22 protein-coding genes and 1 pseudogene are annotated in these 19291 nt (G+C 37.4%); 5 read left to right on the forward strand and 18 right to left on the reverse strand.

From position 1 onward, the window contains the following. Positions 1-216: 216 nt before the first annotated feature. The 3 genes from M3182_RS13320 to M3182_RS13330 form a co-directional block, all read right to left on the reverse strand. Positions 217-933: a nucleotidyltransferase domain-containing protein gene (locus tag M3182_RS13320; RefSeq protein ID WP_251558435.1), complete on the reverse strand. Its 717-nt coding sequence runs from the start codon at positions 931-933 to the stop codon at positions 217-219. 104 nt (positions 934-1037) lie between these two features. Beyond that, positions 1038-1598 (reverse strand): GNAT family N-acetyltransferase, encoded by a 561-nt coding sequence (locus M3182_RS13325; protein WP_251427669.1) that lies wholly within the window; start codon positions 1596-1598, stop codon positions 1038-1040. Between the two features lie 166 nt (positions 1599-1764). Then, positions 1765-2532: an alpha/beta hydrolase gene (locus M3182_RS13330; RefSeq protein ID WP_251427150.1), complete on the reverse strand. Its 768-nt coding sequence runs from the start codon at positions 2530-2532 to the stop codon at positions 1765-1767. Between the two features lie 226 nt (positions 2533-2758). On the opposite strand from M3182_RS13330, the gene M3182_RS13335 reads away from it, so the two are divergent. Then, entirely contained in the window at positions 2759-3196 is a 438-nt protein-coding gene (locus M3182_RS13335) for a hypothetical protein (RefSeq protein WP_251427146.1), read from the forward strand. 15 nt (positions 3197-3211) lie between these two features. Here the strand turns inward: M3182_RS13335 and M3182_RS13340 are convergent, their stop codons facing one another. After that, positions 3212-3709 carry a GNAT family N-acetyltransferase gene (locus M3182_RS13340; protein ID WP_251427143.1) on the reverse strand — a complete coding sequence of 166 codons (498 nt, stop codon included), beginning with the start codon at positions 3707-3709 and terminating at the stop codon, positions 3212-3214. A gap of 109 nt (positions 3710-3818) precedes the next feature. Here M3182_RS13340 and guaD point away from each other — a divergent pair, with 109 nt between their 5' ends. Together guaD and M3182_RS13350 are read left to right on the forward strand one after the other, a co-directional pair. Continuing rightward, positions 3819-5189: a guanine deaminase gene (gene guaD / locus M3182_RS13345; RefSeq protein WP_251558437.1), complete on the forward strand. Its 1371-nt coding sequence runs from the start codon at positions 3819-3821 to the stop codon at positions 5187-5189. A gap of 71 nt (positions 5190-5260) precedes the next feature. Then, a complete protein-coding gene (locus tag M3182_RS13350) occupies positions 5261-5668 on the forward strand; it encodes a VOC family protein (protein WP_251427140.1) in 408 nt (135 codons plus the stop codon). A 153-nt stretch (positions 5669-5821) separates the two neighbouring features. On the opposite strand, the gene M3182_RS13355 is transcribed toward M3182_RS13350, so the two are convergent. The 10 genes and pseudogenes from M3182_RS13355 to pdxR all read right to left on the reverse strand — a co-directional run bounded on the left by M3182_RS13355 (position 5822) and on the right by pdxR (position 15746). Further along, complete coding sequence (locus tag M3182_RS13355; RefSeq protein ID WP_251558439.1) at positions 5822-6148, reverse strand: HIT family protein; 327 nt, start codon at positions 6146-6148, stop codon at positions 5822-5824. Next, positions 6129-6671: a GNAT family N-acetyltransferase gene (locus M3182_RS13360; RefSeq protein ID WP_251558440.1), complete on the reverse strand. Its 543-nt coding sequence runs from the start codon at positions 6669-6671 to the stop codon at positions 6129-6131. Before M3182_RS13360 ends, M3182_RS13355 begins: the two co-directional genes overlap by 20 nt. A gap of 647 nt (positions 6672-7318) precedes the next feature. Next, a pseudogene (locus tag M3182_RS13365) lies at positions 7319-8094 on the reverse strand (class I SAM-dependent methyltransferase). A 185-nt stretch (positions 8095-8279) separates the two neighbouring features. After that, a complete protein-coding gene (locus M3182_RS13370) occupies positions 8280-9056 on the reverse strand; it encodes a 3-hydroxybutyrate dehydrogenase (RefSeq protein WP_251558490.1) in 777 nt (258 codons plus the stop codon). 23 nt (positions 9057-9079) lie between these two features. After that, positions 9080-10399 carry a GntP family permease gene (locus M3182_RS13375; RefSeq protein WP_251427124.1) on the reverse strand — a complete coding sequence of 440 codons (1320 nt, stop codon included), beginning with the start codon at positions 10397-10399 and terminating at the stop codon, positions 9080-9082. Positions 10400-10914: 515 nt separating this feature from the next. Next, entirely contained in the window at positions 10915-12273 is a 1359-nt protein-coding gene (locus M3182_RS13380) for a sigma-54 interaction domain-containing protein (protein ID WP_251427662.1), read from the reverse strand. Positions 12274-12496: 223 nt separating this feature from the next. After that, positions 12497-12718 (reverse strand): DUF3953 domain-containing protein, encoded by a 222-nt coding sequence (locus M3182_RS26400; RefSeq protein ID WP_251427121.1) that lies wholly within the window; start codon positions 12716-12718, stop codon positions 12497-12499. Positions 12719-12781: 63 nt separating this feature from the next. Next, a complete protein-coding gene (locus tag M3182_RS13390; RefSeq protein WP_251427118.1) occupies positions 12782-13192 on the reverse strand; it encodes an HIT family protein in 411 nt (136 codons plus the stop codon). A 207-nt stretch (positions 13193-13399) separates the two neighbouring features. Beyond that, positions 13400-14074 carry a cell wall hydrolase gene (locus M3182_RS13395; RefSeq protein WP_251427115.1) on the reverse strand — a complete coding sequence of 225 codons (675 nt, stop codon included), beginning with the start codon at positions 14072-14074 and terminating at the stop codon, positions 13400-13402. 262 nt (positions 14075-14336) lie between these two features. Then, positions 14337-15746, reverse strand: coding sequence for a MocR-like pyridoxine biosynthesis transcription factor PdxR (gene pdxR / locus M3182_RS13400; protein WP_251558443.1), 1410 nt, complete (start codon positions 15744-15746; stop codon positions 14337-14339). Between the two features lie 109 nt (positions 15747-15855). Here pdxR and M3182_RS13405 point away from each other — a divergent pair, with 109 nt between their 5' ends. Beyond that, positions 15856-16266, forward strand: a complete 411-nt coding sequence (locus tag M3182_RS13405) for a GNAT family N-acetyltransferase (protein ID WP_251427109.1) — start codon at positions 15856-15858, stop codon at positions 16264-16266. A 66-nt stretch (positions 16267-16332) separates the two neighbouring features. Here the strand turns inward: M3182_RS13405 and M3182_RS13410 are convergent, their stop codons facing one another. Then, complete coding sequence (locus M3182_RS13410) at positions 16333-16617, reverse strand: DUF1292 domain-containing protein (protein WP_251427106.1); 285 nt, start codon at positions 16615-16617, stop codon at positions 16333-16335. A 143-nt stretch (positions 16618-16760) separates the two neighbouring features. Here M3182_RS13410 and yxiS point away from each other — a divergent pair, with 143 nt between their 5' ends. Then, on the forward strand, positions 16761-17060 hold the full coding sequence (yxiS, locus tag M3182_RS13415; RefSeq protein WP_251427103.1) for a protein YxiS: 300 nt from the start codon (positions 16761-16763) through the stop codon (positions 17058-17060). Positions 17061-17227: 167 nt separating this feature from the next. Here the strand turns inward: yxiS and M3182_RS13420 are convergent, their stop codons facing one another. The 3 genes from M3182_RS13420 to M3182_RS13430 all read right to left on the reverse strand — a co-directional run bounded on the left by M3182_RS13420 (position 17228) and on the right by M3182_RS13430 (position 18947). After that, a complete protein-coding gene (locus M3182_RS13420) occupies positions 17228-17575 on the reverse strand; it encodes a DUF4260 domain-containing protein (protein ID WP_251427100.1) in 348 nt (115 codons plus the stop codon). Between the two features lie 200 nt (positions 17576-17775). After that, positions 17776-18423 carry an NUDIX hydrolase gene (locus tag M3182_RS13425; protein ID WP_251558445.1) on the reverse strand — a complete coding sequence of 216 codons (648 nt, stop codon included), beginning with the start codon at positions 18421-18423 and terminating at the stop codon, positions 17776-17778. Positions 18424-18437: 14 nt separating this feature from the next. Continuing rightward, entirely contained in the window at positions 18438-18947 is a 510-nt protein-coding gene (locus tag M3182_RS13430) for an NUDIX hydrolase (RefSeq protein WP_251558447.1), read from the reverse strand. Positions 18948-19291: the final 344 nt, after the last annotated feature.

Consider the following 19291-nt stretch of genomic DNA (forward strand, 5'->3'; position numbering starts at 1 on the left):
TTATAACCCTAACAAATACTGCACTTAGTTTGCAAAAGTTTTGCTGAAATTATCACGAATAAGTATGTAATCTTAAAAAAGTTGATAAAAAGGAAAATATTTCAGTTCCATTGATAACACACATCACAAAACAAAAACCAGGCACCACCCAAATTCTGGATGGTGCCTGGCACCTATAAATAAAACCCATAAATGGAAAATTATTCTACAGGAGATTTATTGCTCACTTTTTCCGAGGGCAAATCCCTCGAAGAGTCTGCCACCATAAGGTTCTAAAGTTTTTTCTACGAAATGAACTACTTGTTCTTTTTCTCCAGTACGGTAAAAAGTGTCAAAAACAGCAACAAATTCATTTGTCCAATTTTCATCAAACTGGCGTATTGAACGTAGCAACCATTTCGATGTGCCCACCCACTTTCGATTTGTGCGCAAAACAAATTCACTTACTAACTCAGCTAGTGCGTTCGCAATAAACAAATCCTCAGCACGATCTCGATTACCAATAAAGTCATCTAAAACGTCTGTGATGAAATAACGCTTTAGTTGAATGTCCTCTTGTGTCCACTCTTCCGGCCCATGTTTTAAAAGCGTTTGAGCTTCTCGTTTTATTCCTTCCATTTTTCCATTGTCTATTAAAATGAGTCCTTCTGAAACCATTCTCGGTAATGACGGCCTCGCTCGCTTACAATCACTCTTAAAATATTCCTTATAAGAAGAGAAGTTATGAACGAACACCTCTATGGGCCACTCAAACGCGATTAAAGATTCACGGTAAGCATTCATTAAATTTGGATCAAAAACCACAACATCAAGATCAGACGTTTCTGTAGCTTCTCCTCGCACAGCACTTCCAGCTAAAATAGCACCCGCACAAGTGGGAAAATAAGTCGCAACGAACTGCCTTGCAGCATCAACTGGGTTCAATCTTTCCATAATCGAATTCCACTCCTTCTCCCTCAACTTCCTTTCCGTCTAAAAAAGCATAGCACTATTGCTATGCTTAACAGTGAATCGAAATTCAATAATTCACGTCCACTTTATCTAACCTTTGAATAAATGCATGTGTCTCTCAATTCCTTCCCATCCACGGAGACATCATCATTTATCAAAGTAGCTTCTAAGGTAAAACCTAACCTCTCTGGAATCGCTCGACTTTTTACGTTTTTGGCATCACAACGAATTTCTACCCGACGTGCTTTTAGTTCTTGAAAGGCAAACTCTGTAATCCCCTCGACAGCTTCCGACATAAATCCTTGACCACTAAAACGGCTGTCAATCCAATAACCGATTTCAAACTTCGGGACCGACCAATTAATGCGATGTAGTCCAGATGAGGCAACCAACTCACCTGTTTCTTTTAGAAAAACGAGCAATCTTAAATCGTCACGCTTTAAAAAATTTATATGAGCTTGTCTAATATTCAATTCAACCTCTTCTTCGGTTTGTTCCTTTCGGGCGAACGGCATCCAAGGTCTTAAATCCTTCATCGAAGAACGAATAGCTTGATAAACGGCCTGCCCATCTCCAGGACGCGGTATACGTATGAGCAAACGCTCTGTTGTAAACTCTTCAGGAAAGTCTATAAAAAGTGGATCCATTTTTCTTCTCACTCATCCCTTCATTGCATTTTTGTCTTATTTTAATTTAATGGCTCTTTGCGATAATTCAAGCGATTAATTTCCCCATAATTATCGAAAAGAGCTACATATTATAAGTAAGCATTCCAATCTCAAGAGGTGTTTTTAGATTTATAGTTGAATGTGCTCAACCCCCATAAAGAAATTCAATCACTCTTGGAAAACGTTCTCTCCATGCTTCACCGGAATGTACTCCATTCTCGACAATGGTAAATTTAAGTTTTGACACTCTCTCTTTTAAAAGTCCATAAGCCCATAAATTGCAAGCAAGGTATTCTTCACTGCTCATTCTTCCTGTATCTTCATTTGTACCGATATCAATATAAAGTTTTTTGATAGAATCAAAATCGGTCATTTCAATCCGCTTTTTCAATTTTTCTTCATTAAACCAAAATGCCGAAGACAAACAAGCCAACTTCTTGAAAATGGTCGGATATTTGCATGCTGCATAAAGTGTAATTAACCCACCCATTGAACTCCCAGCCATAGAAGTATCTTCAGTGTCCGTTCGATACTTTTTATCGATGGATGGTTTAAGCTCATTTACAATAAAATCTACATATACGTCCCCAAGTCCCCCAACAATACCTTTTTCTCCATTGATTCTTTCACGAATAAAATCATTCTCCCAAGGTCCGTATTCATCAACACGCCCCAACCCCCTCGCGCAATCAATTCCTACAACGATGATCTCATAACCACTTTTATCCAAGTATTCAGCAATTCGCCAACTAACTCCTTGTTTCGTATCTTCATCTCGAAACAAATACTGTCCATCATGCATGTACAAGACAGGAAAATGTTTATTTGTTGTTTTGTAATTAGGCGGTAAATACACACGAATCACTCGTTGCTGATTAAACGAGGGGATATTCACTTCGAACTGTTCTAACAAGAAAAATTCACTCCTTCTCCATAGTCCCCGCATTGTTTAGTTAATATTCAGAATATTATACAACACAATTTTTTAAAATAGTAGTCCTGTTAGCTTATTAATGATTGCTTCTCATTTCCCTTGAAATTAATAAAAAGTAAAATCCATATAATTTATTTCTCAGACATAAACCTTCCCTTGTTTATGCATACTTGTATTAAACGGAATAATAGGGTGGGGACCACTTTTGAAAAATAGGTTTATCGCAGCTTTGTTATCCTTTGTAATCCCTGGATTTGGGCAAATTTACAATAAACAATTCGCAAAAGGAATCACCTTGTTGGTCATAGAAAACATAATTAATAAGCTCGCCAATATCAACTTGGCTTTAATGCTATCTTTAAATGGACATGCTCGAGAGGCTTTAAGCACGGTCCATTTTGACCATGCGTTGTTTTATCCAGGTTTTTTTGCACTGGCAACCTTTGATGCTGTTTTATTTGCTGAGAATGATTTGAATAAGAATGGTGCTTTTTGGTTTGTTATCTCAGGATTAGTAGGAACGATGGGGATTATCTATAGCAATAATTTGCCAATCCCTGTATTTAGCGTTGGTTTCACGATGATCGTTCTCATGTTGATTGGTACTTATGGATGCTCCCGAACAAAACAAAACAGCGCATAACGCTCGTTCAATCTTTTATAGTAGCTTTGCCATGTAATATTCATCTCGAAAGCGCCCTTCTATAAAGAGGGAATGTTTTTTCAAGCCTTCTATCTTAAATCCCATCCTTTTATAAAGTTTAACTCCACTTTCGTTGTCCTTAACCACCGTTAGCTCCAACCTGTGAATTTTATGCTCAGTCGCCCATTTGTCTAAGTACGCAAATAGTTTTTTTCCATTTCCTTGACCCCGATATTTTTTTAATATACCAATCACAATATAAGCAGAATGCTGATTTCGTTTAGCACTCCCCCCAATCACCAGGAGATAGCCAAGTAAATGATTGTCCTTTTCTGCAACAATAATCGTTGAATTTTCTTGATTTTGCATGGACTTTATCCACTTTTTTTGCTGTTCCACGTCAATTTTTCTTTCACCTGGTTCCATCAGCATAAATTCAGATTCGTTTTCGACTTGTCTTATTAAATTTCCAAGAGCAAGTGCATCCTGTTCATTAATTTCACGGATAATCATTCAATCTCCTCCTATAATTACGCATCAGTGTTAAATCCGATAGACTTTCATAAAAAATTCCAATACAATTGGAACATACTAACCAAAAACGAACATTGAGGTGTTAAACATGATCAATCGTACGATTATTTTTCTAGGCACTGCTTTCACTAGCGCTTCACCAAAAGTGGTTAAAGTACTAAAAGACCATTTATTTTTCATTGGGAATGATGGATTGATTGAAAAAATTGTCTCCCCAGACTCCCCGGACTATCAAGCTTTACTGGAAACCTATCAAAATGATCCTAGTTTCCACAAAGTCCCTGAAGGGCAATTTCTTTTCCCTGGCTTTGTTGACTTGCATGTCCATGCACCACAATGGGCTCAATCTGGAACTGCACTTGATCTCCCCCTTTATGAATGGTTAAACACATATACTTTCCCTATTGAAGCAAAGTTTTCCGATACCAATTTTGCTCAAACCGTTTACGAGGAAGTCGTAAATACACTATTAGCAAATGGCACAACAACCGCACTTTATTTTGCAACTGTCCATAAAGAAGCAAGTTTAATCCTTGCAGAAATATGCGCTAGAAAGGGGCAACGCGGATTAGTAGGAAAAGTTGTAATGGATGATTCTAAACAAAACCCTGATTACTATCGCGACTATGATTCAAAAACTGCTCTGGCTGATACAGAAGAATTTATTTTAGCGGTAAAAAAACTAGCAAGTTCCACCAAGCAAGGAGTATATCCAGTTGTCACCCCACGTTTTATTCCAAGCTGTACGGACGATGCCTTAAAAGGTTTAGGGGAACTCGCAAAGAAATATGACACACATATTCAATCCCACTGCAGCGAGAGCGACTGGGCCCATCAATTTGTAAAGGAACGCTTCGATAAGAACGACGCCTTTGCTTTACATGATTTTGGACTCTTACAGGAGAAATCGGTTATGGCGCATTGTATATTCTTAGAGGAAGAGGATGCTGAACTTTTCGCAAGAACAGGAACTGCAATCAGCCATTGCCCTGTTTCAAATGCATACTTTGGAAATGGTGTGCTCCCACTTGCTCATTTGCAGTCAAAAGGAGTAGAAATTGGTTTGGGTTCCGATATCTCGGGAGGCTTCTCACCTAGTCTCTTTGACAATGCTCGCCAAACAGTAATTTCGTCACGAATGCTAGAAGATGGTGTCAACACAGCTCTCCCTCCAGAAAAGCGCGGTCGAGAAAATTCTCGTATTACGATTAATGAAGCGTTTTATCTAGCAACAGCAGGCGGTGGCGAAAGTTTAAGTCTGCCTATAGGTCGTATAGAGGAGAACTATGCTTGGGATGTCCAAATTATTGATCCTTTTTTGATGTCTGCAAAACTGCCGATATTTGATGAAAGTGAAAATCTCTTAGATGTGTTCCAAAAAATTATGTATCTAGCATCACCTGAAAACATTCGTGAAGTCTGGGTACAAGGCGAAAGGGTCCATACACGACTAGATTAATTCCTGGACTTGCAAAGGATATTCCTATCTTTATGTAGAATACTTTTAAAAGTTCAATTTAGGAGGTAAAAATGTCAAGTTCTACATTTATTTCACATGTTGCAACCATTGAAATACCCGTGATCAATCTTGAGCAGTCTGTTAACTTCTATATGGACGTGCTTGGAGTTGAACTCGAATTCAAGGGAGAAAAGAATGCGATGCTAACGTTTAAAAAGGAAGGTGTCCCAACATTCTTTTTGGTAGAAACGGAAACCACACAAGGCACCTCTTTTAAAAATACCAATACTGGTGTCGTTCACAGCGTTATTGATTTCTACACACCCAGATTACAAGATTTTTATCAATGGCTAAAAGAAAAAAACATTGAAGTCGGCCCCCTAAATATTCATCCTAAAAATGGGTACGGCGGCTTCGGGTTTAAAGATCCCAATGGAAACCTTCTAAGTGCAACAAATGTTTTACATGAAGGTCAATGAAAAACTGCATTCACTCAAGGCTCAGAGCCGATAACTTGAGCCTTGTTTCATTTTAGCTTGATAATAGTAAAATTTCAAAATAGCTTTATAGAAGGCAATTAGTTTCTACTCTACAATTTCCAAACTGATTTCTACTAAATTCAATAGGGACCCTTACCTAATCTTTTCTCCGTAGCGCACATGCCAGTGCATATGTTTTGTCGTTTGGTAGTCACCAACGTTGGTTGACACTGTACAGGCTCCAAATTCAGCATTCATTTTTGCGGAGATTTGCTGCAATACTTCAAAAATCTCTACCATAATAAGCATGTCACCCCGTTTCACTCCATAAATGGATGTTAGATGTTTTTTTGGTATCACTACAATATGATGTTCGTAGTAGGGGCGAATATGATGAAAGGATAGAACGTTGTCTGTTTCAAGCACAACCTCTACTTTTTTTTTGCCACTCAAAATTTCATCACAGTAAATATCTTTCATGTTTGAATTGCCTCCTGGAAGGATTTTTTAAGTAATAATAGAGTAAGTGATCCTCTTGAAGTTCAATCCCACATGCAAAATCCAGTTTATTTAATAGGTGAATACATCTTTCGTTTGCAGGATCCACGGTCGCATCTATTTTAGTTAAGTTCATTTTGCTAAACCCGAATGATAAAACTTTTGTTAATGCTTCAACCATTAAACCCTGCCCCCAATACTGATTGGATAGATCAAAACCAATTTCGGCAATTGTCTCATCTTTCTTGGCCCGCAAATGATGAAAACCCACAGTGCCGATAAACTGAGAATCTTCTTTAAAAATTCCCCACCTACATCCCTCATCCTTAAGATGATATTGAATCACTTCTTCAGCTTCTTCTATGCTTTTACATGGTTCAATATCCATAAACCTTGTTACCAATGGGTTTGAAAAATGAGTGAATACTTCATTCACATCTTCAAGTGTTAATAATTTAAGCAGTAAGCGTTCTGTTTCTAATGTTGGATATTTATCGTTTAACATATTGACTATCTCCTATACTACTTAAGTCTTTGTTTAATCCAAGGTGAAGTAATACCCGTTCCCTTTCCATAATTCGATTTCTTTTTAGGGAAAAGATCCAGAAGCAGTGGAAAGTGACTGCGGCCTCCTCACCTCCACCAGTCGAGTCGATGGCTCAAACTGATCTCCATGGATTTAATATTAAAATCGGTGCTGTATCTTTCCATCCCCATTCATCCAATAGTCTTGTGTTTTAACTTTGGGTGGCACTCTAAACTACATCTATGTGCAGATTCTAACTAATTCTACCATTTTTCTTACTATTCAAATGCTTAAAAATATATTTTATTCACTAGAAAAACATCAACTAAAATATGAATCTTCCTTATGTTTTTGATTCCTTTTAAACAGATCAACAAGTTCACGATTCTTAAGATTAACCTCCTGAAATTGGTCCTCCTATCCATAGATCGGTCAAAACAAAAAAATCCTTACTTATTAGGAAGTAAAGATTACTTAGAGTAGACTACCTCAAAGGAAATTGTAGTCTACTCCTGTTTTTTGTAGCGTGTAACTATGTTCTGTTAACAGATGGACTCTATGAATTACTGAGAGTATGTTGGTTTACATAATTATATTATGAAAAATCTCACTCAAGAAAAATCATCTTATTTTACAGCCTTCCAAATTGTCCATCTATCTTTTTCAACAATTGGCCCTTCTACTGTAATGATCCGATCCATAAAATCAATAAGTTCATTTAGTTCCCGGTCACTTAATTCATGTAAAATACTTCTCCCTGTTCTTTCCCGAAGGTCCTGTAAAAGTTGGTCTTTCGTTTCATAAACTTGTCTGGTTTCCCATAACCGAACTTCTTTTATCTCAGTAAAGCCAACTGAAATTAAGCTTTCCTTCACAATCTCACTCTTGTGTCGGCGAACTTTCTCTTTTTCAAGTAAACTTGGAAACCGTTCAAAGATATATCCTCTTATATGTTCTAGATCCCCAGGTAAAGAACAATCCTCAGGTGTCCGATCCTGCACAAAGTAGACCCCTCCATGCTTTAAAATCCGATGTGCTTCTTTAAAACAGAATTCTATATTTCGGAGATGATGAATAAGCGCCCTTGCCAAAACAAGATCATATCTATTCTCTTCTAACAAAGTATCAAAAGCATTCCCATGTTTGAAATAAATATTTTTATAGTCCTTACAGTTCTCTACAGCACCATCAAGATTTGATTGAGAAAAATCAACGCCAACAATACATGGAACGCCCATATCAGCTAAAGCCTGACATAAATCCCACCGCCACATCCGATATCCGCTGCGTTGGTAACCTTTTCAATTGAAACTATTTTTTTAACCGCTTCCATCCAGGAATCATTCGCAATCCTTGTCGTATACGTGTGACGGTTTTTACCATCATGAAAATTAATACCCATTTCTATTCCTCATTTTTTAATAAAGGCTGTTTTGAATAAATTATTGTTAAAACTAGAAACCGATTTTAACCCAATAAGAGCCTTTTACAATCGTATCCTTTGGGTTTTCCAGCATCTTAGACAAAACCTCACATTCCAATAACTGGATGGTGCCAGGCACCATCCAGTTATCTTCCAATTTTAGCTTATTGTGCTGTATATCCGCCATCTATTACGCAAGCTTGACCGGTGATTCCTTTGGCATGCTCACTTGCTAGGAACATGACATAGTTGGCCACTTCCTGTACATCTAGTAATCTCTTTTGTGGTACTAAAGGATACAAAACGTCTTCAAGGACTCGTTCTAATGGGACATTTCTTGTCTTTGCTAGATCTTCCATTTGATTTCGAACAAGTGGCGTATCAACATAACCAGGGCAAACCGCGTTGACCGTAATTCCATGTTCAGCTCCCTCAAGGGCAGCAACTTTTGTTAAACCAATTACCCCGTGTTTCGCACTATTATATGCCGCTTTCCCAGCAAAACCAATTAAACCATTAATTGATGCCATATTAATGACTCGACCATACCCTTGTTTTTTCATAATCGGAAAAACATGCTTAATCGCAGTGAAAGGAGCTGTCAACATAATCGACAGCAAAAGTTCAAATTTTTCCTTTGGAAAATCTTCGATTGCTGCCACATGCTGAAGGCCAGCGTTATTTATTAAAACATCGAGCCTACCATATGCTTCGACCGCCTTGTTCAAGGCCTCCTTAAGCTCGCCTTCATTAGTGACATCGCACTTAATTCCCAAAGCCTCCAGATTATCCTGTCTAAGGCTCTCGGCCGCTTCAGCCACACCTGTTTCATCCAAGTCCGTCAGCACAACGGCCGCTCCACTTTCGGCAAATGTTTTACCAATTTCAAAACCAATTCCTCTTGCTGCTCCCGTAATAAAAACTACTTTTTGTTCAACCACCGTCATACCGCCTTCCTGCTACGTTAAATTCCAAAACCAAATGAAAATAGAATAATTGCCGCTGCGAGTCCAATAAGTGGAATAATGACCGTTAAAGCCCCTACCGCCCAGTAAGCATCTTGGTGAGACTCTCCACAAATCGAGCGAATAGTCGTAACAACATATCCGTTATGCGGCAATGAATCTAGTGCCCCAGACGAAATCGCTACAGTACGGTGCAAAGCTTCCGGATTGACACCTAAGTCCATGTAATGCGGGGCAAGTAATGGTAAGGCAATCGCCTGCCCACCAGAAGCAGAACCTGTCATACCTGCAATCACACTTACCGCAATCGCTCCACCAATTAAAGGACTACCAGGAATATTGGTCATGGCATCTACTGCGGTTTGGAATGCCGGAACAGCTTTCGCAACTCCGCCAAATCCGACAACCGCCGCAGTGTTACCGATTGCAACCAATGCCCCCATTGTACCATCTGAAACTGCATTCCAAAACGATTTAAAATACTTTCTGTTCAACAAATAAGTTGAAATGACTCCTCCTAAGAGCGCGATAATGAGCGCTGATTGTGCCAAGCTATCATGGAAGACAAAGGAAATGACTAAAACAACAATCAATGGAATTAGACCTGTTAACGGATTTGGAAGTTCTTTATTCTCCACAACAGGATCATTTTCACGCCCTACAAATCTTTCTCCTTTTGAAATCGCCTTCTTAATCATGTGTTTTAACCACCAGTAGCCGAATACAGCCATAAATACAGCTACAATTAAACTCACTTCCCATCCGGCATACGGAGAGGTTCCGAGATATTCAATCGGAATCCAGTTTTGAATTTCTGGTGAACCTGCAGAAGTCATCGTAAAGGTTACAGACCCGAGTGCTAATGCCGCCGGAATAAATCGGCGTGGCAAATCGGCCTGTTTGAAAAGGCTCAGTGCCATTGGATAAACTGAAAAAGCTACGACGAATAAACTTACTCCACCATAAGTTAAAATTGCACAAGCAGCCACAACAGCAAGAACCGCTTGTTTCATTCCCAACTTTTCTACAACCCATTTCGATACGCTGTCTGCCGCACCACTGTCTTCCATGACCTTTCCAAAAATGGAACCTAATAAGAACATTAAGTACCAAGAGGTCACAAACCCTGCAAATCCACTCATGTAATTAGCGACTAAGTTTGCTTCCCCATCGGCAACTTGCTGTGGGAATAAAGGAAGCCCACTTAAAACCGCGACAAATAAAGCACACAACGGACCTGCAACTAGTAAATTCATGCCTTTCATCGTCAAATAAATTAAAAGAATTAATCCACCAATCAGGCCAATCATACTTAACATTGCTTTTCCCCCTTTACCAAATTAATCACGATCTAACACCCATCAAATTGTAACCGCTTGCAAACCTCCCTTCACCAAGGCAAATTTTTATTCACTTTTATATATGCAAGCACCGTGCCAAACTGTAAAAGTCATTGAAACCATGTATTCTGCGTCCTATCTATTCCAGAAAACTGGAATACTAGTTTACAAGAATGGGATAAACCCCAGTCCTACACATATCAAATAAAAAATTCCAGAAATTCGGAATCCGTTCCGAGTTTCTGGAATTTGTATTGCATTGACAGTTATAAATTTTAACCCCTATTAAGAACTTGGCAGTAAGCTGTAACCCCCCACTTCATGTCTTGAGTAAGACGCAAAAAGGATAAGTGGGGGATCACTTGAATATCCAAAAGCCGATTGGGTGAAATTAGATTTTCTTAGGGCTTTAACTATTAGTAAAATAAATCAGGCTATACGTGACGAACATTCAGTGTGAAAAGGAGAAAACCCCTACTGAATGAAGTTACACTTTATTCTAGCGCGTACTTTTTTATTTTTTCATACATACTGGACTTGCTAATTCCAAGTGCTTTCGCTGCTTTTTGTTTATCTTGATTTACCTGTTCCAACGTTGTTACGATAATACGCTTCTCCGTTTCTTCAAGAATTTCTTTTAATGAAAGTTGTCCTATTAAAATTTTCGGATCACCAGTAAGCGAATCTGGCAACGCCCTAAGAGTAATCCGGTCTCCTTCTGCTAAATGGACAGCCGCTTCAATCACATTTTCTAACTCGCGTAAATTGCCAGGCCAGTTGTACTGATAAAATACGTTTCGTACTTCCTCGTCAATCATTGTAATCCGTTTACCAGCACGCATTGAAATTTTATCTAAAAAATAGTCGGTTAGATGGATAATATCCTCTGGTCGGTCTCGTAATGGAGGAATTTTAAGGGTAATTACATTAATTCGATAAAAAAGGTCTTCGCGGAAACGCTTTTCTTCAATCATTTTTTCTAATGGGCGGTTGGTGGCTGCAATTACCCGAACATTTACGGCAAGCGGTTTGACTGATCCCACTGGTTCAACTTCCTTTTCTTGTAACACACGCAAAAGCTTAACCTGCATGTTTAAAGGCATGTCTCCAATCTCATCTAGAAAAATCGTCCCCCCATGTGCAAGCAAAAACTTCCCTTTCTTTCCACCCTTTTTGGCTCCAGTAAATGCCCCTTCTTCGTAGCCAAATAACTCCGATTCCAGTAAATGCTCAGGAATCGCTCCGCAATTGACCTTAATAAACGGTTGATGACTTCGGGCGCTCAACTGATGGATGCTGTGAGCAAAAAGCTCTTTTCCAGTCCCACTCTCGCCGCGAATTAAGACAGAAATATCTCCTGAAGCAATATTCTTTACCTTCTCTTTTAAGTCGGTAATTGGTTGTGAAACTGATTTTATGTCTTGTAGCGTATATTTTGCTCCACTGTTTTCATCCCAATCTTGAAGGTATGTCTGTAATTTAGGCATCAAACTTTTAATATGAGAATTCATTTTATTCCATTCTTTCGTATCTCGAAAAATAACGGTTCCTAAAGCACCTATTAATTTCCCTTCCGAGAAAATTGGTATCCGGTTGGCAATCATGTAATTTCCTTTAATATACTGCAAATCAGCAATCTCTTCTTTTCCAGAAGTAGCAACTATATGCATACGTGAATTCTCAATGACTTCAGTTACATGCTTGCCAATCGCATCATTTCGATCAATCTCAAGGAACTGACAATAATTCTTATTCATATAGACAATTTCACCGTACGTATCAACGACCACAATCCATTCATACGCACTATCAATAATAGTCTCTAAAATATCATTTTTATACTGGATATCCATATTACTAAGCAACTTTCCCCCGCCTCCCTCTATCATTATTATATGAGTAAATAATAGGAATACGATAGTTAGCTAAGCCCTTTATAGTTTGTTTTTTCTCAATACATCGGAAAAAGCGTGAATTCAGATAGAAATACACGCTAGAGTCTTGTTGTGATCTACTTTTGACGATTTTATTACAAGAATAGAATGGCTTTTTAACAAACTATTACTACAGAAGAATTTAGTAAACCAATGAGACAATCAAAATAAACCCGGCTGCTGCAAAGTTAAAATACCCCATTGTGTTTCGTCCTTCTTGTAGCTCTATAATCCCACTGATAAAGATAAACACTCCAAGAATCCACATCATATATGGTAACAAAAAATTGTTATTGGTCATTAAACTATAAATCCCCAAAACAACCACAACACAAGCCATAATAAACTTTATAACCTTTAACACTCTTTCACCTCCCAGAAAATTGGATGGTGCCTGCCACCTTCCAATTAATACCACCCACCAGCGTTATTTTCGCAACTTTTCACGTTTATTTTCTTGTTGTTTCAACCAATAGCGAATCCCTTTTCCAGCTAATGGCTCATCATTATATCTCGGAATTACGTGAAAATGACTATGTAAAATCGTTTGATTTGATACTTCTCCAACATTCCAGCCAAGCGTATACCCATCTGGTTGAAAATTTTCATCCAGGTACACTTTCGCTTTTTGTAGTAAATCATAAGTATCCACCCATTCTTCTTGTGTTAATTCAAAAGCATTAGCATGGTGTTTTTTCGGAACAATAACCCCAGATCCTTCCAAAATCCCTTGTTCCTTATTGTGTTGTAAGAAATAACATGACACATTTTCAAATCTAATGTTCTGTTCTTCATCTATTTTTGGGTTACAAAATGGACAACCTTTTTCATATGCCATCTTAAAATAAACCTCCCCATAAACTGACTGCATTCCCAGTCTTCTAATAAAAGATTGACTGATATTTTATCATAAAAACTATTTAATTTATAGAAAATACAGATAAATCAACCTAAAAAAAACAGGTTACCTAACGTTAGGTACCTGCACTATCTTTGATTTTTCCTAGCCATTCATCGAATCGAAAAAGTCGTTATTAATCACATCCTAAATTGCAAAAACATGATTCCCAATCGTTGCTACAATTTCTCTTGTCCGAATCCATTCGTCGGTTGCAATGTCAGGATTATAAAAATAAATCGACCCATTTAAAACGTCTTCACTTGTTAAAGCTTCCTCTACAGCTTGCTTTGCTTCTTCTGATGCTGGTTTATTGATTTCACCATTCTGAACGGGAGAAAATGCATATGCACTTCCTACAACCTCATTAATCACGCCAGAAACTGTGTCTGGAAATTGTGAAGATTTTACTCGATTTATGACCACGGTCGCAACAGCCACTTTCCCCTCGTAAGATTCCCCTTTTGCTTCTGCCTCTACTAATCGATTCAGTAAATCTCGTTCTCCATTAGATAAATTCAGTCTTGGTTCAATATCCTTTTCAACCTCTGGTACCGTTTTTTTACTAGAAACCTCTGTCTCTGCCCTAGAAGATTGCATTTCGACAACTTTCGGTTCCTCAGAGTTTTCATTTTGGCTCATCCACTCTTCAAGAATTGTAATGTCTTCCTGTATATCAACTTGGTTATCAAGTTCTTTATTACTATTCTCTTTCACAATCGAATCAGCACTAACCGCCTCGACTGTAACATTCTCTAACCCGATCAAAGTGAATGTAGCCACACAAGCTATTAAAAACTTTTTTTTGAACATTGCTCTCATGTGTACTACCTCCTATTTTTTTGTATGTTGTTACTCTATCACGGGTTCGTCCTATAGTTACAGAACGATTCAGTTACATTTTCTTGTTATTCTATGAGAAAGATTACAACTCATAAGGAATTATGACAATTTACCTGTAGATTTGTCATATTCGTCGTTTTCACTAAAGAAAGTAGGAATATTTTACTATAGATGGTAGTAGTTTCTGAATAAATAGAAACATCTATCTGAAAAATTGAACCTATTTCGAGCACAACTACCTTTAATCATCAAACCAAGCTTTCGCTAACAATCGAATTCCTTCTTGAATCTCCGCTTCGGATAATCCACCGAAACCTAGCAAAATGACCGTCTCCTTTTCAGCCTTTTGTTCTTCATAATAAATTGAAGTAGGGTAAACCTTAACCCCAAACTTAGCTGCTCGTTCAATTAGTTCTGTTTCAGTCATTTGATTGTTTACCCTTAATAAGACATGTAACCCCGCTTCCTCCCCGATCATACTAACTCGTTTTCCCAGCAACTTTTTAATCATCAATACTAGCACTTCCTGCTTTTTACGATAAACTGTTCTCATTCTGTTTAAGTGCCTTTCCCAATGCCCGTTTTTCATGAAATGCCAAAGGGTATGTTGGTGAATTCGGGAAACCGTTTGCTTATAAATTGTAAAATGTCGGTGATAAACCTCTAATAAAGAAACTGGCAGAACCATATAGCTAATCCTTATTGACGGTATCAATGATTTCGAAAAAGTTCCTAAATAGATAACCTTTCCATTTGAATCCAATCCTTGTAAAGACGGAATGGGTTTCCCTTTGTAGCGAAATTCACCATCATAGTCGTCTTCAATAATAAAGCCATTGTTCTCAACTGCCCAATGAATAAGTTCCATCCTTCTCTTAATTGGCATGACCATTCCAATTGGAAATTGATGAGAAGGTGTCACATAGGTTACTTTTGCTTTGCTCTCGGATAACTTTTTAATATCCATTCCATCTTGATCAAGCAGGATGGGTATTAGTTTCACTCCTTGGTCTTTAAAAACCTGCCTAGTTCGATGAAATCCTGGTTCTTCCATTGAATAGATTGCATCTTTTCCAATCATCATCGTCAACAAACCTATTAAAAATTGAGTACCTCCACCAAGAACGATTTGATTTGGTGTACAAATCACTCCTCTAGATTGGTATAAATAAGAAGCCAATTCTTCTCTAAGCCCCGCTTCACCATTGCGCTCACCATTTAGAAATAAGGAACTCTCCTCTTCATATAAGCTTTGAACACTTAGCTTTCTCCATATGGAATATGGAAATGCTTCTAAAGCAATCCCTCCATGACTAAAATCGTACTGAACTTTCTCCTTTTGGGGTTGTACAGTATCGTTTTCCCTAAATGGAATTTTATTAGTAACTGAGAATAAATCGCTATTTAGTTCTTTAACAAAAATCCCTTTCCTTGGAAAACTATCGACATATCCTTCCGCCATTAATTGCTCATACGCTGTTTCTACCGTTGTTTGGCTAATCTGTAAATGCTGAGCAAGCTTTCTTTTTGATGGCAACTTAGTACCCGGAGGCATCCTTCCTGCTTGGATTTCAAGTTTAATAGCCTCATACACTTGTAGATATATTGGGTTATTACCGTCTTGATCAATAACGATTGGGATTTCAAACATTCAACTTACTCCTTCATTATCTGGCATGGTTAAATATATTATATCTGACCCTTTTAATGATGCCAGAGTTTTTTTATAATTCAATTATCAATAATAAGGGGGAGCTAAAATGCAAGAGTTAAGTGAGATTACTTATAAAGTAAATGAGATGATTACTGCCGAACAAATTTCAATCCTTTTTGAAAAATCTGGGATTCGTCGACCAATTGAAGACTTACCACGCTTACAACGGATGCTTGAAAATGGAGATCTATTAATTACTGCTTGGGAGAAAAATAAGCTTGTTGGAGTGGCTAGAGCTATTACTGATTTTAGCTATTGCTGCTATTTGTCTGACTTAGCAGTCGATCAAGCTTACCAGAAGCGGGGAATCGGTAAAAAATTGGTTCGATTGTTGCAAAGTAAACTTACCAATGAGGTTACGTTATTATTGCTGTCATCACCAATAGCCATGGATTATTATCCTCGCATCGGTTTTGAAAAAATTGATAACGGCTTTCGTATTTTAAGGGAAAAATAATGCCTTTTTAAATATTGCATCAAAGAAATAACGATGGCGGATAAAAAAAGAGAGCATTCAAAGCTCTCAATTTTCTTCCGCCGCATCTTCTTCATCCATCATTTCATCAAACTTCGAAGATACTTTTTCAAACTCATCATCACTCTCAATTGCAGCAAAATCACCTTCTGTATCAACCTTTAGAAAAAAGACATCAATGTCTTCATCACTTTTTTGTTTTAAATCTTCCACAAAACTTACTGCCACATATTCCACATCTTCGAATGTCATGCTCGCAAGAACTTCAACTTCTTGTTCATCATTGTTTTCATCACTGATTGTAAAAACTTCACCGATTTCAATTTTTCCCATTATGAACAGCTCCTCTCAATTTTAATAACATCCTGTATTCATTATCTTCTGTTCCTACTAAAAATAAACAAAAGAATCTTTTTTCAAATTAACCTTTTCCGAGTATAATTTGAATAGATTGCTTATAGTAAGGAGAATTCGCTATGTACGAAAAGGATTTACAAGAAAAGATTATTGAAAACTTTCAACGTGAAGAAAAAATGATGATTCTTGTTTTTGCGCAATGGTGCGTAAATCACGATTTAGATCCAGAAGAAATCTATTTAAAAGCTTATCCCGATCAAGCCAAAAATCCTGCCCTCAAAGAAGCAATACAGCTAACCGTCCCAAAAGAAGAAGCAGGTGAAGTTCCTGACCAAACTTTGCTTGGTGTGCTATCTCTATTTGGAAATGATGACCTCGCATTTGTTGTGACAGAGGAAATGAATAAAAGAAAAAAGTGAAAACTCACAAATAGAAAAACGACTCGAACCTCGAAGTCGTTTTTCTGTTTGCGTGTATCCGTGGATACTTGCCTGAGTTCCTCTAGTAACAATCCCCTAATCCAGCTCTCTACACCATGATACAGTCGTAAATTATTATATTTTAAAAGACTATGTGAATTCCTACATCAAATACGATTCAAATGAGTATCTTTAAAATCCGTTGGGTATTTGAGACCATATCCCAACATTCGATCCATTCCGATATGAGCAGTAAGAATGAACCCCACCGCAATTATCGTTTCATTTTGTAACATGCTCCCTAAGATCAACACGATAATTGCTAGACTATAAGTGTGAAAGGTATTATATAGAAAGGCACCTACTTTGTTACTGAAAAGGTAACCAACCATTGAAAGGTCAGGTAAAAACAATAAGACTATAAATAGGAACCAGCTAAATTCCTGATTAGCATAAACAGTAAGACTCAAGATTAATACAAATAATCCTTCTATATGAAGGAGTGCTTTAACCATGTAATCTCCACCTATCTAAGAATCAAAATTTTTCTACTGCCATTAAACTAGACTAATTACTATATGATGTATTGTCATACGGGTTCCTGTTGGAAAGGAAGGCTATCGTATTTGTACCTCTATACATCTCCGTTAACATTTTGATGGCTAAAATGCCGTCACGGTCTCTATCTACTTTCAATAAGGCAACAATATGCATCCTAGTAGTTCAAATCATTATTGCTTTTCTCAATCACTGTATTTATTTTTTCCAATACATTAAGATAAAAGTGTGTTTGATGGGGAACAAATCGATCTTTTCCTACTCGCTCTTGGATTTTAGAGCAAACTCCCACACTGTCGATTCTGTAACCACTAACGGTTATTGTTGATAATTTGCCTAACCACAAGTCCATAAAGTCAGTGAACTCAACTTTTACCATTCCAGCAACTTCTTCTTTTTGCAATATAAAGTCTTCGATAGCAAAATCCGTTTGAAGTAAGAAGATATTGGCAATTTCTTTGTCAATGAAATCGTCCTTCTTTACACAATAATCAATGATTCCTAATGAAACTAATTCATCGAAAGAAACCTCCACACCAAGCTCTTCTTTTAGCTCTCGTACTCCATCTTGTACTGATTCATCTGCTAACAAATGACCAGCTGCGGTTATATCATAAAGACTAGGATAATCTTTTTTCGTCTCACTCCGTAACTGTAAATATAAATAGACTTTTTCTCCATCTTTCCTTACTAACCAGCAATGAAATACCTCGTGCCAATGGCCCACTTTATGTACTTCTTTCCGTGTTGCTACTCCGATTACATTTCGGTTTTCATCGAAAATTTTTAACTGTTCTTGTTCCATTTTATTCTCCTTGCTCATTCATTACGATTATTTTTTTCACTTCTAAAAAATTGCCCATCAAAATAAGACGCATTCTCATTATTTTTAATAAATAACTGTTCAGGGTAGGGCAGTGCAAGTTTAGGCATATTTTCCGCTTTAAAATAATGCAGTTCCACAGTTTCTAAATCTATAGGATTTAAATTTCCGCTTTGAACTTCACACTCAAATAAAAAAACATTGTATTCTACTTTGTGACCATTGGGATAGGTATATCGATAATTTCTTCCCCCAAATACACCTGCTAACTTGGTTGGAGTAACAACTAACCCTGTTTCTTCCAGAACTTCACGAACTAAAGCCTCAGCTGGTGTCTCACCAGGTTCAATCGCTCCTGCAGGAAGGCTCCAGCCCTCTCCATTCCCTTTCTTTTGAAATAAAATTTCATCCCGGTCGTTTCGAACAATTCCAGCCACACTTGGCATAAAAATCAATTCATTGCCCACTTTTTCGCGGATGTTTTTATAATAATCTGACATTCCCATGTAGTGCCCCCAATTTTCTGCTATTGCTATTTTGTATAGTCTTTTTTCACTATCCTAACTACCAATTTAGAAAATAATCAAAAGATGGAATGGCCATACATTCTTCATGAACCTTTAAGTTTTTTTCATTTTTCATTATTTTCATTATAGAATAGCTAATGATGAAAGCTAGCGTCCCAAACAAGCAACAATGGTATTAGCGAATCCCCACCAATCACAATCTTGTTCGATACTAAAAAAGTTATTTAAAATATGAAAGATGTGTTCATTCTACCTCTCCTTTCATATTAAATTAATCATATGAACAATCGAAACATAATTATATTATGTAAATTAGATTCAGA

The organism is Mesobacillus maritimus (assembly GCF_023715205.1).
Lineage (GTDB): Bacteria > Bacillota > Bacilli > Bacillales > Cytobacillaceae > Mesobacillus_B > Mesobacillus_B maritimus_C.